General features: G+C 58.0%; 14 protein-coding genes. 10 read left to right on the top strand and 4 right to left on the bottom strand.

Going from position 1 to position 13,552, the window contains the following annotated elements:
• Positions 1-4: 4 nt before the first annotated feature.
• The 4 genes from HQ912_RS15230 (at position 5) to HQ912_RS15215 (ending at position 5,985) form a co-directional block, all read left to right on the top strand.
• On the top strand, positions 5-2,368 hold the full coding sequence (locus tag HQ912_RS15230; RefSeq protein WP_158248164.1) for a heavy metal translocating P-type ATPase: 2,364 nt from the start codon (positions 5-7) through the stop codon (positions 2,366-2,368).
• Between the two features lie 173 nt (positions 2,369-2,541).
• Positions 2,542-4,269 (top strand): ATP-dependent nuclease, encoded by a 1,728-nt coding sequence (locus HQ912_RS15225; protein WP_039588639.1) that lies wholly within the window; start codon positions 2,542-2,544, stop codon positions 4,267-4,269.
• Positions 4,259-5,686 carry a UvrD-helicase domain-containing protein gene (locus HQ912_RS15220; RefSeq protein ID WP_037058566.1) on the top strand — a complete coding sequence of 476 codons (1,428 nt, stop codon included), beginning with the start codon at positions 4,259-4,261 and terminating at the stop codon, positions 5,684-5,686. Before HQ912_RS15225 ends, HQ912_RS15220 begins: the two co-directional genes overlap by 11 nt.
• Before the next feature lie 98 nt (positions 5,687-5,784).
• Positions 5,785-5,985 (top strand): heavy-metal-associated domain-containing protein, encoded by a 201-nt coding sequence (locus HQ912_RS15215; protein ID WP_003139539.1) that lies wholly within the window; start codon positions 5,785-5,787, stop codon positions 5,983-5,985.
• Positions 5,986-6,004: 19 nt separating this feature from the next.
• On the opposite strand, the gene HQ912_RS15210 is transcribed toward HQ912_RS15215, so the two are convergent.
• The 4 genes from HQ912_RS15210 to HQ912_RS15195 are packed head-to-tail and all read right to left on the bottom strand — an operon-like array spanning position 6,005 to position 8,300.
• Complete coding sequence (locus HQ912_RS15210) at positions 6,005-6,319, bottom strand: hypothetical protein (RefSeq protein ID WP_003139538.1); 315 nt, start codon at positions 6,317-6,319, stop codon at positions 6,005-6,007.
• A 51-nt stretch (positions 6,320-6,370) separates the two neighbouring features.
• The gene (locus tag HQ912_RS15205; RefSeq protein WP_039588637.1) at positions 6,371-7,162 is read right to left on the bottom strand and encodes a DNA-binding domain-containing protein; all 792 of its coding nucleotides are present in this window, start codon (positions 7,160-7,162) and stop codon (positions 6,371-6,373) included.
• Complete coding sequence (locus tag HQ912_RS15200; RefSeq protein WP_173406981.1) at positions 7,159-7,995, bottom strand: DUF692 domain-containing protein; 837 nt, start codon at positions 7,993-7,995, stop codon at positions 7,159-7,161. The genes HQ912_RS15205 and HQ912_RS15200 overlap by 4 nt, the downstream gene beginning before the upstream one ends.
• A 44-nt stretch (positions 7,996-8,039) precedes the next feature.
• Positions 8,040-8,300 (bottom strand): membrane protein, encoded by a 261-nt coding sequence (locus tag HQ912_RS15195; protein WP_004577564.1) that lies wholly within the window; start codon positions 8,298-8,300, stop codon positions 8,040-8,042.
• Between the two features lie 290 nt (positions 8,301-8,590).
• On the opposite strand from HQ912_RS15195, the gene HQ912_RS15190 reads away from it, so the two are divergent.
• The 6 genes from HQ912_RS15190 (at position 8,591) to HQ912_RS15165 (ending at position 13,490) form a co-directional block, all read left to right on the top strand.
• Positions 8,591-8,797 (top strand): co-regulatory protein PtrA N-terminal domain-containing protein, encoded by a 207-nt coding sequence (locus HQ912_RS15190; protein WP_003139535.1) that lies wholly within the window; start codon positions 8,591-8,593, stop codon positions 8,795-8,797.
• Between the two features lie 194 nt (positions 8,798-8,991).
• Positions 8,992-10,797 (top strand): copper resistance system multicopper oxidase, encoded by a 1,806-nt coding sequence (locus tag HQ912_RS15185; RefSeq protein WP_173406980.1) that lies wholly within the window; start codon positions 8,992-8,994, stop codon positions 10,795-10,797.
• A 12-nt stretch (positions 10,798-10,809) separates the two neighbouring features.
• Positions 10,810-11,124: a hypothetical protein gene (locus HQ912_RS15180; RefSeq protein WP_009686150.1), complete on the top strand. Its 315-nt coding sequence runs from the start codon at positions 10,810-10,812 to the stop codon at positions 11,122-11,124.
• Positions 11,114-12,205 carry a copper resistance protein B gene (locus HQ912_RS15175; RefSeq protein ID WP_004374649.1) on the top strand — a complete coding sequence of 364 codons (1,092 nt, stop codon included), beginning with the start codon at positions 11,114-11,116 and terminating at the stop codon, positions 12,203-12,205. The genes HQ912_RS15180 and HQ912_RS15175 overlap by 11 nt, the downstream gene beginning before the upstream one ends.
• A 9-nt stretch (positions 12,206-12,214) precedes the next feature.
• Positions 12,215-13,057, top strand: coding sequence for a c-type cytochrome (locus HQ912_RS15170; RefSeq protein WP_003139525.1), 843 nt, complete (start codon positions 12,215-12,217; stop codon positions 13,055-13,057).
• Positions 13,047-13,490, top strand: a complete 444-nt coding sequence (locus HQ912_RS15165) for a DUF411 domain-containing protein (RefSeq protein WP_003246746.1) — start codon at positions 13,047-13,049, stop codon at positions 13,488-13,490. The genes HQ912_RS15170 and HQ912_RS15165 overlap by 11 nt, the downstream gene beginning before the upstream one ends.
• Positions 13,491-13,552 lie beyond the last annotated feature (62 nt).

Here is a 13,552-nt window from a genome sequence, read left to right as displayed (position 1 = left end):
TCGCATGCAAAAGACCTCCTGCCATCATGACCAGGATCATTCACATAACTCGCACGCCCACTCCGAGAGCCAGCGCGACCCGGTGTGTGGCATGGAGGTCAAACCTGATGGCCCTTATCGCGAGAGCTTTGAAGGGAAGGCCTATCATTTCTGCAGTGCGAAGTGCCTAGAGAAATTCCAAGCAGATCCTCATCAGTACATGAGCCATCAGTCTCATGGGGAGCATCACCAGCACGCGACTCCAGCACCCACATCGACACCTGTAGGTGCTGAATACACCTGCCCGATGCATCCAGAAATCCGTCAACCGGCTCCCGGAAACTGCCCGATCTGCGGGATGACGCTGGAACCTGTCATCCCGGAGCTGGAAGAGGAGGAAAATCCAGAGCTGAAGGACTTCTCGCTGCGGTTCTGGTGGACCCTACCGTTGACCGTCATCGTGACCGTATTGGCGATGGCCGGCCATTCCTTGCAACTGTTTCATGGCACGACCCAGAACTGGGTCGAGCTGGCTCTGGCGACGCCCGTGACGCTATGGGGTGGCTGGGTATTCTTCACCCGCGGCATTGACTCCATCCGCCACCGCAGCCCCAACATGTGGACCCTGATCGGTTTGGGAACGGCCGCTGCCTATCTCTACAGCGTGGCCGCTACCTTGGTTCCGCAGTGGTTTCCGGCGGCCTTTGCCCAGGACGGACGTATCGGCGTCTATTTTGAAGCAGCCGCAGTGATTATCTCACTCACGCTGTTGGGCCAAATGCTCGAACTCAAGGCCCGCTCGCAGACTTCGGCAGCCATCAAGTCACTGCTGAGGCTGGCACCAAAGACTGCGCGTCGCATCAAGCACGATGGCCAGGAAGAAGATATTCCGCTGACACATGTCCATCAGGGCGACCACCTACGTGTCCGGCCGGGAGAGAAAGTCCCGGTGGACGGTACGGTTCTAGAGGGGGAGAGCGCCGTCGACGAGTCGATGCTTACCGGAGAACCGTTACCCGTGACCAAGCGGGTAGGGGATGCCCTTATCGGTGCCACCATGAACACCCATGGAAGCCTGGTGATGGAGGCGCAGAAGGTCGGTGCCGAGACCATGCTGTCGCAGATCGTTCAGATGGTGGCCAGAGCCCAACGTTCCAAGGCCCCCATGCAGCGTATGGCTGATGCGGTGGCAGGGTATTTCGTGGTCGGGGTGATCCTGATCGCGATTCTGACCTTCTTCGGCTGGGGGCTATTAGGGCCGGAATCAGGCTGGGTATTTGGCCTGATCAATGCGGTGGCGGTGCTAATCATTGCGTGTCCCTGCGCTCTGGGTCTGGCAACCCCGATGTCCGTCATGGTTGCGACTGGCAAGGCCGCTAGCAGCGGTGTGTTGTTCCGCGATGCCAGCGCCATCGAAAATCTATGCAAGATCGACACGCTCATCGTCGACAAGACTGGAACCCTGACTGAGGGGCGTCCCGTATTCCATAGTGCGGAAGGGACAGGCGGTTACGACTCCAATGAAGTGCTGCGCCTGGCTGCTAGTCTCGACCAGGGTAGTGAGCACCCGCTGGCTCATGCCATAGTCGATCATGCGCGCGGTCAGGGCATTGCACTGGTCAAACCGGACACTTTCGAATCTGGCTCGGGTATTGGTGTGCGCGGCCAGGTCGATGACTATCAGCTGCAGCTCGGCAACACCGCACTGATGGACGAGGCGGGCGTCGATATTACCCCGCTGCGCAATCGCGCCGAGCAACTGCGTCTGGGAGGCATCAGCATCATCTATTTGGCCGTTGATGGCCGCCTGGCGGGACTACTGGCCGTTTCCGATCCGATCAAGCCTACTTCTCAACAGGCTGTCTCCAAGCTTCAAAGCGAAGACGTAAAGGTCATCATGGCCACTGGTGATGGCCTCACCACAGCAAGAGCCGTGGCGCAGCAGCTCGGAATCGAGGAAGTGCATGGTGAGGTCAAACCGCAGGATAAGGAGAAACTAGTCGCCGATTTGCAGGGCTATGGCCGTCGTGTCGCCATGGCGGGTGACGGTATCAACGATGCGCCCGCCCTGGCCAGGTCTGACGTAGGTATCGCCATGGGCACCGGTACCGATGTGGCGATGAACAGCGCCCAAGTGACGCTGGTCAAGGGAGATCTGATCGGCATCCTGCGAGCGCGCACCCTGTCAGTGGCAACCGTGAAAAACATGAGGCAGAACCTCGCCTTTGCGTTCATCTACAACGCGATGGGAATCCCGCTAGCAGCGGGGCTGCTGTACCCGCTGACGGGGCATCTTCTGTCGCCCTTGATTGCTGCGCTGGCGATGAGTGTCAGCTCGGCGTCGGTGGTCTTCAATGCTCTGAGGTTGAAATCAACGGACATGGGATAGGCTTCCATACCACCGACCAGGTGATTATTCAGAAGCGCATCTGACCGGAAAATGCCGTACGGTAGTTTCCGGTCCGACCTATCTGTCGCAACACATAGTGACGAGGTGACGTTCTATGGACTGTTGCCGCTGCGGGTAGGAGACTGGTCGTCGTTAACCCATGAGGACTCTCCGTGGCCCGCATTCGCAGACTGATTATCAGCAACTTCCGATCTATCCAGGCGCTCGACTGGGTGCCGGCCCCAGGAATTAACTGCCTCATAGGTCCTGGCGATAGTGGAAAGTCCAGCATTCTAGATGCGATTGACCTTTGCGTCGGTGCCCGCCGGGGCGGCACGTTCGGCGACATGGACTTCTTCGCTCTGAACGTCGAAACACCCATCACCATCAGTGTGACGCTTGGCGATTTGCCGGTATCGCTGATGGATATCGATGTTTACGGCGAGTTCTTGCGTGGATTCAATCCAGGAACGGGAGAAGTCGAAGACGAACCGCGAGCGGGGCTGGAGACCGTTATCACCTTGCTTCTGCAAGTTGGTGCCGATTTGGAACCTACCTGGACACTTTTTTCTGAGCGTGCGGAGCAGCAGCAACTCGAACGCACTCTTCCCTGGAAGGAACGAGCGGCACTAGCACCCGCCCGTATCGGCAGCTTTGCGAGTTCGAACTTGTCGTGGAGTCGTGGCTCAGTGCTCAATCGACTTACTGACGAGCGTGCAGAGCTAGGTGCCGAACTTGCGCGCGCCGCGAGGCAAGCAAGAGCGAACTTTGGCAATCAAGCCGCCGGACATCTAACTCAGACGCTTGAGGTGGTGCAACGCACGGCTCAGCATCTTGGGGTTTCGGTTGGAGCGATGCCACAAGCACTCCTTGACGCACATTCTGTGTCTATTGGCGAGGGAGCGATCGCGCTGCACAGCGACACAGGCATTCCCCTTCGCTCCCTTGGCACGGGCTCGTCGCGATTGCTAGTGGCAGGGCTGCAAAGAGCTGCAGCTAGCGCCGCGCCAATTGCTCTTGTCGATGAGGTGGAATATGGACTTGAACCTCATCGGCTCATGCGATTCCTGGACTCCCTGGGCGCAAAGGACGCTGCCGCTCCGCTGCAGGTCTTCATGACGACTCACTCACCGGTCGCGCTGCGCGAATTGTCCGGCAGCCAGTTATTCGTTGTTCGCTCTGGGCCTCAACGCCACAGCGTTATGGCAGCAGGGGAGGCCAACGAAGTACAAAGTACCCTTCGGAAGGACCCAGAGGCATTCCTCGCCAAATCCATTATCGTTTGCGAGGGTGCCAGCGAGGTTGGCTTCGCGCGTGGCCTTGACCAATGGTGGGTCAGCCTTGGCGCTACCTCATTCCTGGCTCATGGTGGCGCTTATGTGGACGCCGGCGGGGGAAGTCCCGATAACAGTCTTATCCGCGGAACGGCACTTCAGAACCTAGGCTATCGCGTGATGGTTTTTGTAGACGCCGACAAACCTTCGACCGCGGGGCTACCTGAAGCATTCTTGGCCGCAGGCGGACAAATTCTGACATGGCGACCAGGTCTCACTCTGGAGGACGAGATCTTCCGCCATCTCAGTGACCAAGCACTCGATGCACTTCTGGCGAAAGCCGAAACAATAGTGGGTGCAGAGCTGATGAATGCGCACATCCAGACGAAGTCCCAAGGACGTATGACACTACATGACATCAAAGCTGAAAGACTTATTCAGGGCTACTTGCCCGCGACGCGAGAGCTTTTGGGAGCTGCATCTCGTATCCGCAACAGCGGGTGGTTCAAGTCGTTGACAACCTATCAGGAGGTTGCAAGGGACATCGTCGGCCCGTCTCTACAGAACGCCGACCAGGGCTTCATGGCAGTCACGAATCAGCTCTGGACGTTTACAAGTGCCCCTTGAGATCGATCTTTTCGCTATCGAGCGTGGCTCCATAACAGCCCCCGCAGGTTGTGGAAAAACGCAATTGATTGCCGAGACGCTCATCGCGCATAGGCAGAGCAAACCCATACTCGTACTAACGCACACGAACGCAGGCGTTGCGGCCTTACGGGCACGCCTGAGACGAGCCGGCGTTCCTAACTCCGCATATCGAGTCTCCACCATTGATGGATTCTCGATGCGCCTCATCGCTAAGTTCCCAGCGCGAAGCGGCCATAACCCACAGATCTTACAGCTCCACCAGCCCAACACCGACTACCCTGCAATTCGGCACGCCGCCATGCTGTTACTGCAGGCAGGCCACCTTGCTCAGCCTCTCCGTGCCACTTACGCGCGCTTGCTTGTCGACGAATACCAGGACTGCAACGTCGTCCAGCACGCCATCGTGTCAGGTTTGGCCCAGGTGCTACCGACCTGCGTGCTCGGTGACCCAATGCAAGCCATCTTCGACTTTCGTGGCAATCGACTGGTGCATTGGGCGAATGAGGTGCAGCCCCTGTTCCCCGCGGCAGGAGAGCTGAGGATACCCTGGCGCTGGCGGCTGGCCGGAGCTGAGAACCTTGGGCAGTGGCTACTCGCCATACGGCAGCAACTTCAAGTTGGCCAGCCGGTGGATCTGCGCACGGCTCCGGCAGAAGTGCGCTGGGTGCAGCTCAACGCCGGGACCGAAGTCCAGCAGCGGCTGGTGGCCGCTAGAACCGAGTCACCCAACGCTCGGGGCAGCGTCCTCATCATCGGGGACTCCATCAACGTGCAAGGTCGCCATCAGCTCACGAGCCAGACACCCGGCGCCATGGCCGTCGAAGCCGTCGACCTAAGGGACCTCGTCAACTTCGCCAGGAACTTTAACCTGCAGGGTGCCAATGCTCTGGCACAACTTGCGGAATTTGCTTCAAGCGTGATGACGGGGGTAGGTGCAGCAAACCTGCGAACGCGTGTGGAGTCTCTGCGCACAGGACGTGCCCGAACGCCACCGACCCCGGCCGAGGCCGAGGCCGTCGCATTCGTCGGGGAGCCAACACCGCAGCGAGCACTCCTTGTGCTCAACGCCCTCGCCGAACAGCCGGGGGCACGGGTGTACCGACCGGAAGTTCTGCACTGCTGCCGGTCCGCTATGCAAGCTGTGGCGGGAGGTACAGCCGACTTTCTGAGTGCAGCCATTCAAGCGCGAGAACGCAATCGACACCTTGCCCGCCCCATCGCAAGACGCTCGGTAGGCAGCACATTACTTCTCAAGGGGCTCGAGGCGGATGTCTCGGTTGTTCTGCATCCTGAACTTATGACCGCTCAGAATCTGTATGTCGCCCTGACGAGGGGCGCAAGGCACGTAGTGGTGTGTTCATCGAACCCCATCCTGATGCCTGTGAACAACGGCTGAGCCTTATTGTTGCGTTTGCGCACTTGACCTTGCCATCGTGTCAAGGTCGATACTGTCTGTGCGGTAACTTGAGCCGCGGACGAAATGAGGTGAGAGAGATGTTCAGCCTGAATGTTTCGGGTATGGGTTGTGGCAGTTGCGTCAGCAAAATCACGAAGGCCATCCAGACGCTGGATCAGGACGCACGCGTAGAGGTGGATCGGGCAGCCGGCAAGGTCACTGTAGAGAGCACAGAAAGTGCCGAATCGATCCGCGAGCTGATCCAGGAGCTTGGTTATGCGGCCCAGGTCAGCGCTTGAGCGCTGGCCTGCCGACCGACTAAATCTCCAGTTCTGAGAGCTCTTTCAGCCCGTGAATACTGGTGACCTCGTTAGTAATACCTTCATCCCCATCTCGGCCGCGAAGCCAGTTTGAGTGATCGCCTGGCTCGCGCATTTCCAGCGTGTCATAGGAGTAGCGCTTTCGCTTGAACAGGCTTTTCAATGCGGCGAACTCGTGGCTTTTCTCGTCTTCTATTCCGACGACTTTTCCTACAAGCGCCTCCCAATGACCGACGCCGTCGGCCAGCATCGCCTGGTAAGTCTCTGGGTCCAGCAAGGCTTGCTGTTTGAAATGAATGATGCGGTGTGTCATAGACGCGCTCGGGAGTGGCCAAAGAGAAGCCGCTAGCCTATAGGTTCCGGGTCATTCGTGAATAGTTGCCCTGAGCTTTAGCAAACCTTCGTTGACCCACAATTTCAACCAAGTTGCGGCCTGCAGGGGGGCTTGCTCTCCATGTGTTGCGCTCAATGACTCGCAGAGTTCGGCGAACGATCCACCCTCGACGAAAAACCGCAATGCTGACGCCTCTTCTGGCTCCAGGCTTCGGTACTGGCATACGAGGTTATGACGCCAGACCAGACAGTCTCGATTCCCGGCTGGTTGGGTGGCAACGGGAAGCAGATCCCCAGACTTGGCAGCCTTCCACAGCGCCAGGGTGTTGTACTGCAATCGCAGCCATCTGGCAGATGGAGTCAGGGAAACCCTGAATGAAACCCAGTCTTCAGCCGAAAACTCACTGATGGCCTGCAGTGAAAGCGCTTCGACATCCTGAGCATCGAAAGCCAGTGTAAAAGCCCACTCCAGCTCCGCGAGTTCGCGCATCGGTGAAAGTTGAGGTTCCGCAATGTAGCTGCGAATGAACTCGGGCAGCTTTTCACCCAGCCAGCGAATGCTGAAATGCCGCGGTGGCCAGGCGGCGATATAGGCCAGTGCGAGTTGCTCGAACGACTCTTCTCCCAGCCATTGCTGCAGCGCCGGGAAATCCTCGCGCAGCACCGCCAGCAGGCGCGAGCGATAGGCGTTATGGTAGATCCGCAGGCCTTCGAGGGCACTCAGCGCAGTGCAACCCCGGACTTGCTCCAAAAGCTCGTTGGAGGGCAGGGCACCATCTGTCAGGTAAGTTTCAAATGCAGTCTGTAAGGCGCTTAGGCTCAAAGGGTTGCCCTCGATATCACGCCATTGGCGATAACTCGGGCATGCTCCAACTCGGATAACAGATCCTCGAACGGTGGAAAATGATCATCCCGCTCGATCAACGTCGACGTTGGACCCAAGTAGCTCAAAGTCTTGCTGTAGAGCGCCCAAACCGGGTCAGCGATGGGCTGGTCGTGGGTGTCGATGAGGTATTGCCCGTAATCGCTATGCCCGGCCAGGTGAATTTGACGAATCCGCTCGTGCGGCAATTCCAAGATGAACTGCCATGGGTCGAAATCCTGATTTCGTGCGCTGACGTAGACGTTGTTCACGTCAAGGAGCAATTCGCAACCGGTCAGGAAACTCAGTTCCGAGAGAAACTGCGATTCGCTCATGCTGGACGTCTTCCACTGCACGTAAGAAGAAACGTTCTCCAGCACAATGGGACGTTCCAGAACATCCTGCACTAGACGCACCCGCGCGGCGACATGCAGCAGGCTTTCTTGGGTAAACGGCAGCGGCAGCAGGTCGTGGAGTTGATGGGCGTTGCCGCGACTCCAGCACAAGTGGTCGGAAACCCACTGGGGCTGTACCCGGTCCGCCAGTTGCTTGAGCTGTCGTAGGTAGCCCATGTCCAGGTTATGCGAACCGCCGATCGACAGCGATACTCCGTGCATCACCAACGGGTATTGCTCGCCAATCGCATCGAGAAAGTAGAGGGCCTTGCCACCGCCCACCAGGTAATTCTCGGAAATGATCTCAAACCAGTCGACCGCAGGTCGCTGTTCAAGAATCTGCTGGTAATACTCACTGCGAAGGCCAAGACCGAAACCCAGTGTTTTGCGCTTACTCATTCAAGACTCCAGCAGGGGAGTGGCAGGCACTCCCCGCAACGGCATTATTCGCTGGTCTTGCCACCGGCCTCATCGCACTTGGCCTGAGTCATCAGCTTGAAACCCTGGCCTTTACATTCTCCCTGGCCTTTGCAGGCATTTTTGGCGGTCATGCAGTCGTTCTGGCCCTTGCAACCGTTGACGCCGAAGCACTTCACTTCAGCTGCTTTGGTGTCCTGGGCGGCCTGGACAGGCAGGGTAGCAAACAGGCTGGCGGCCACGAGAGCCAGAGCGGCACCGGTAGCGACGTTGGATTTATTCGACATAGTGACAATCTCTCTTAATTGTTGGTGGTCTTATCCGCGGGTGCGAATGACCCTGAGTAGCTTAGGCATCGCTGCCGAGCATGCCCTCTCAAGAAATTCGCAAGGCTTTATGAGGGCATGAAAGACAGTACCGAGCCTTCTGGATGGGCTACAAGAAAGAAATAGCAACCTGACAGAACTGTAATGTTCGGCTCAGGTTGCTGACAGGCCCTCTTAGTTAACGTGACATCGAGCCTAAAGCTCGGCCTCTGCAGTTGCAGGGACCACTTAACTTACGAGGAATACCCAAAATGAAATCGATCAAAGCTCTGCTTGTAGTTACTGCTCTGAGCATCTCCAGCTTGGCAATGGCTGAAGGTGGTGCTGACCGAACCTTCGCGCGCATGGAGCAGGCACGCCAGACGTCTCTGGAGGCCTACCGGGTGGCCCAGCAGCAGAAAGTTGAGGCTCCTGTAGCCAGCAGTCCAACCGAGCAAGCAGAGCACACCAACTGCTGAAGTCATCTACCTTACAGAAATGTAATCACCCGGATGGTTGGGATATGGCAGTTTCATACTGCTCATCGTCGGTAAGGCATTGTGCAATGCACCGACGTGGAAAGTTGAGGGGTAAATCCCCGACATTGAAGCAGCCATGAACCCGAGACCGGGCACACCATCACCGGCTCATTTGACGGATTGGACAAAACGGCATGCAAAGCAAAACCACAAGGCGCACCTTCGTCAAAGGCCTGGCAGCCACCGGTATTATCGGCGGACTTGGCCTGTGGCGCACGCCGGTCTGGGCGGTGAACAGCCCCGGCCAGCCCAACGTACTGACTGGTAACGAATTCGACCTATTCATCGGTGAAACCCCGGTGAACATCACCGGCGCAGCGCGCACGGCCATGACCATCAACGGCTCGCTCCCTGGGCCGATTCTTCGTTGGCGCGAAGGCGATACCGTCACATTGCGCGTGCGCAACCGCCTCAAGGAGGACACCTCCATCCATTGGCACGGCATCATCCTGCCGGCGAACATGGATGGTGTTCCTGGCCTGAGCTTCCATGGCATCGCCCCTGATGGCATGTATGAGTACAAGTTCAAGGTCAACCAGAACGGCACCTACTGGTATCACAGCCATTCTGGGCTCCAGGAGCAGGTCGGCGTATACGGTGCGCTGGTCATCGATGCCAAGGAGCCCGAGCCCTTCAGTTACGACCGTGATTACGTCGTGTTGCTGAGCGACTGGACGGATGAAAATCCAACGCGGGTACTGGCCAAGCTCAAGAAACAGTCGGACTACTACAACCAGCACAAACGCACCGTTGGTGACTTCATCGATGACGTAAGCGAGATGGGTTGGTCCGCCGCCGTAGCCGATCGCAAGATGTGGGCCGAGATGAAGATGAGCCCGACGGATCTCGCTGACGTCAGTGGCTACACCTACACCTACCTGATGAATGGCCAGGCACCTGATGGCAACTGGACCGGCATATTCAAACCAGGCGAAAAGATCCGCCTGCGGTTCATTAATGCCTCGGCTATGACCTATTTCGATGTGCGCATCCCAGGCCTGAAGATGACTGTGGTTGCGGCCGATGGTCTGCACGTCAAACCGGTCAGCGTCGACGAGTTCCGTATCGCCGTGGCCGAGACCTACGACGTGATCATCGAACCAGACAGCGAACAGGCCTATACCGTGTTTGCCCAATCCATGGACCGCACTGGCTATGCGCGCGGCACCCTTGCTGTACAGGAGGGGTTGAGTGCACCAGTACCCAGCCCCGACCCGCGTCCGCTGATTGCCATGGGCGACATGGGTATGGATCACGGCAGCATGGGCGGTATGGATCACGGGAACATGGCCGGAATGGACCACGGCAGTATGGCGGGCATGGATCATGGGAGCATGCAGGGTGGCATGGCCGGCATGGATCACAGCCAGATGGCTGGAATGGATCATTCGGGCATGGCAGGCATGGCAGGTGCCATGCAGGCACACCCAGCCTCAGAGACCAACAACCCGCTGGTCGATATGCAAACCATGACACCAACGCATAAGTTGGACGACCCAGGTATTGGTTTGCGAGACAACGGCCGACGCGTCCTCACGTACTCTGACCTGCGCAGCACCTTCCTCGACCCGGATGGTCGCGAACCAAGTCGCACCATCGAGCTGCACCTTACCGGGCACATGGAGAAATTCTCCTGGTCCTTCGATGGCATCAAGTTCTCTGACGCCGAGCCTCTGCGCCTCAAGTACGGCGAGCGTGTTCGCATCACGCTGGTCAACGACACCATGATGACTCATCCGATCCATCTTCATGGCATGTGGAGCGACCTGGAGGATGCGAACGGCAATTTCCTGGTGCGTAAACACACCATCGACATGCCGCCAGGTTCCAAGCGCAGCTATCGAGTGACTGCCGATGCGTTGGGTCGTTGGGCCTATCACTGCCACCTGTTGCTCCACATGGAAATGGGCATGTTCCGTGAAGTTCGTGTGGATGAGTAAAGGAGATTTCTGATGAGCACTTTTATGAAGCGAAATGCCCTGGCTGGCAGCGCAGTCATGTTCAGCCTATTGGCTGCCCTGCACGCACCGGTTTCGTTGGCAGGTGAGGGGCACAGTGAGCACGAACAACATGCTGCCGAGTCGGCTGTGCCCAAGACCGCCAGTGGCAATCACGCAGATCAGTCGAAGGATAAGGCGGCTGGCCAGCATATGGATCATGGCGCCATGGATCACGGAGACATGAAGCATGACGGCATGAATCACGAAAACATGATGGATAAGCATGGCGGCACCGAAGCCGAAGCAGGTTCGAACCATGACCACTAGGTTTTCACGTCCATCTCTCTTGGCGCTGGCTGTGTCGCTGAGTGCGTTCAGCGGCGGCGTTACTTTGGCTGCGGAAGAAATGGATCATTCGGCAATGGGGCACGGCACCATGTCGATGGACCATAGCCAGATGAGCCACGGCGCTACCAAAGCGCCGATGGAGGGCATGGATCACAGCAAGATGGACCATGGTGCCATGCAGGGTGCTTCGGGCAGCATGGATCATAGCCAGATGGGCCACGGCCAGAGCCAAGAGAAGGCCCAGGCTATGGATCACAGCAAGATGGGGCATGGCGCCATGCAAGGACAGATGGAGGGCATGGATCATTCAAAGATGAACCATGGCTCCGCTGAAGCCCCGAGAACCACCAGCCGTACGCCGATTCCCGTTCTGACGGATGCTGATCGCCAAGCGGCTTTCCCGCCATTACCTGGCCACAAGGTTCACGACAGCGCCATCAACAGTTTTTTCCTGCTCGATCAGCTCGAATACCAGGACGCAGATGAGGGCAGCACCCTGGCCTGGGATGCGTCGGGCTGGGTAGGCGGTGATATCAACCGGGTCTGGTTCCGCTCCGAAGGCGAGCGTACCAACGGCGTGACCGAGGATGCTGAATTACAGCTGCTGTACGGCCGCTCGATCGGCCCTTGGTGGGATGTCGTCGCGGGCGTTCGCCAGGACTTCAAACCGGAGTCGCCGCAGACTTGGGCCGCCTTCGGTATCCAGGGCATGGCGCTTTACGCCTTTGAGGCCGAAGCCACGGCCTTCGTCGGCGAGAATGGCCAAACTGCTGCCCGACTGGAGGGCGAGTACGACATTCTGCTGACCAACCGGCTGATTCTCCAGCCAACTGCCGAAATGAACTTCTACGGCAAGAACGATCCTGAGCGAGGTGTGGGGTCTGGGTTGGCAAATACCGAGCTCGGCTTGCGTCTGCGTTACGAGATTGTCAGGCAGTTTGCCCCCTATATCGGGGTTTCCTGGAGCCGCTCCTATGGCAACACGGCAGACATGGTGCGCGACGAGGGCGGTGATGTAGACGAGGCGCGTTTTGTCGCCGGTATCCGGATGTGGTTTTGAGAACCTGACATGAAAAGAACAATTAAAACTTTGGTGGCGGCCGGCGTGGTCGGTAGCACAGCTGTCCTGGCCGGCGCCTACTTTGGCGTGGTCAACGTGGGGGCCGACGATCCCCATTTTCCTGCAGTGCATGCGTTTCTCACGATGGCCCGTGACCGCTCTATCGAAGTCCGTTCGCGGGACATCGAGGTTCCCAACCTGGATGATCAAGCTCTTATTCGCGCCGGTGCGGGCAACTACAACTCCATGTGTATCGGCTGTCATTTGGCGCCAGGTGTGGCGGAGACCGAGCTAAGCCAATCGCTTTATCCTGCGCCCCCCAACCTCGCCAAGATCGGTGTCGATGGCAATCCGTCAGCAGCGTTCTGGGTGATCAAGCATGGCATCAAGGCAACGGGTATGCCTGCGTGGGGCAAGAGCATGGGAGACGAGTACATCTGGGGCATGGTTGCCTTCCTCAACCAACTGCCGACGATGGATGCCAAGCAATACCAAACACTCGTCGCATCCAGTGGCGGCCATCAGCACGGTGGTGGGGAAACGCAGATGCATAACCATGAAGGACAGCACGGCGACAACAAGCCTGGCCATCATGACAATAGTGGCGGTGGCGATGACCATCATGGATCAGGTGATGCTGGAGAGCCTGGTCATCACGATGCCGCGGCTACGGATAGCGAGGGTGGCTCCGCACCTAAGGCAGGTCACCATTCGGATATGAGTGGCGATGACCACCATGCTGGAGATGAGGCGTCGTCCAACGGAGGTGATCATCACGCCGAGCAGGCTCCGAACGCCTCGCCCAAGACCCACACCCACGCCGATGGCAAAGAGCACGTACATGAAAGCTAAATATCTGGCCTTACTGGCCGCTCTCTCCGTCACGTCTGCGGTTCAAGCAGCTGATGCCCTGACGATTGATGTCCATCGTGATGCCAATTGCGGATGTTGCAAGAAGTGGATTTCACACCTCGAAGCGAATGGCTTCAAAGTCGTCGACCATGTTGAAAGCAACATGACAGCAGTGAAGCAAAGACTGGGCGTCGCGCCACGGTTAGCGTCTTGCCACACCGCGGTGATTGACGGCAAGTTCGTCGAAGGTCATGTGCCGGCGGCTCAGGTCATCGAACTCACCAAGCGCGATGATCTGCTGGGCATCGCTGTTCCCGGGATGCCGGCGGGCTCCCCCGGCATGGAAGTCGATGGCGTACAGCATGCCTACCAGGTCATTGGCTTGACCAAGACGGGTTCTGATCAGGTCGTTGCAGAATATCCCGCCCAGTAGTACTGCCTGCCAGCACGGCCGCTTGTGTGTAGTGGCCGACTCATTTTCATACGTCCTTTAAC

Origin of the sequence: Pseudomonas sp. MPDS (assembly GCF_013283895.1) — a bacterium.
Lineage (GTDB): Bacteria > Pseudomonadota > Gammaproteobacteria > Pseudomonadales > Pseudomonadaceae > Aquipseudomonas > Aquipseudomonas rhizophila.
This window is presented reverse-complemented; position numbering and strand designations above follow the sequence as displayed.

What these genes read in the sequence shown, in the direction of transcription:
- HQ912_RS15215 (WP_003139539.1), top strand. Translation starts at nt 5,785, where the DNA reads ATGTTCAGCCTGAATGTTTCGGGTATGGGTTGTGGCAGTTGCGTCAGC.
- HQ912_RS15190 (WP_003139535.1), top strand. Translation starts at nt 8,591, where the DNA reads ATGAAATCGATCAAAGCTCTGCTTGTAGTTACTGCTCTGAGCATCTCC.
- HQ912_RS15195 (WP_004577564.1), bottom strand. Translation starts at nt 8,300, where the DNA reads ATGTCGAATAAATCCAACGTCGCTACCGGTGCCGCTCTGGCTCTCGTG.
- HQ912_RS15180 (WP_009686150.1), top strand. Translation starts at nt 10,810, where the DNA reads ATGAGCACTTTTATGAAGCGAAATGCCCTGGCTGGCAGCGCAGTCATG.
- HQ912_RS15165 (WP_003246746.1), top strand. Translation starts at nt 13,047, where the DNA reads ATGAAAGCTAAATATCTGGCCTTACTGGCCGCTCTCTCCGTCACGTCT.
- HQ912_RS15170 (WP_003139525.1), top strand. Translation starts at nt 12,215, where the DNA reads ATGAAAAGAACAATTAAAACTTTGGTGGCGGCCGGCGTGGTCGGTAGC.
- HQ912_RS15175 (WP_004374649.1), top strand. Translation starts at nt 11,114, where the DNA reads ATGACCACTAGGTTTTCACGTCCATCTCTCTTGGCGCTGGCTGTGTCG.
- HQ912_RS15210 (WP_003139538.1), bottom strand. Translation starts at nt 6,319, where the DNA reads ATGACACACCGCATCATTCATTTCAAACAGCAAGCCTTGCTGGACCCA.
- HQ912_RS15230 (WP_158248164.1), top strand. Translation starts at nt 5, where the DNA reads ATGCAAAAGACCTCCTGCCATCATGACCAGGATCATTCACATAACTCG.
- HQ912_RS15200 (WP_173406981.1), bottom strand. Translation starts at nt 7,995, where the DNA reads ATGAGTAAGCGCAAAACACTGGGTTTCGGTCTTGGCCTTCGCAGTGAG.
- HQ912_RS15185 (WP_173406980.1), top strand. Translation starts at nt 8,992, where the DNA reads ATGCAAAGCAAAACCACAAGGCGCACCTTCGTCAAAGGCCTGGCAGCC.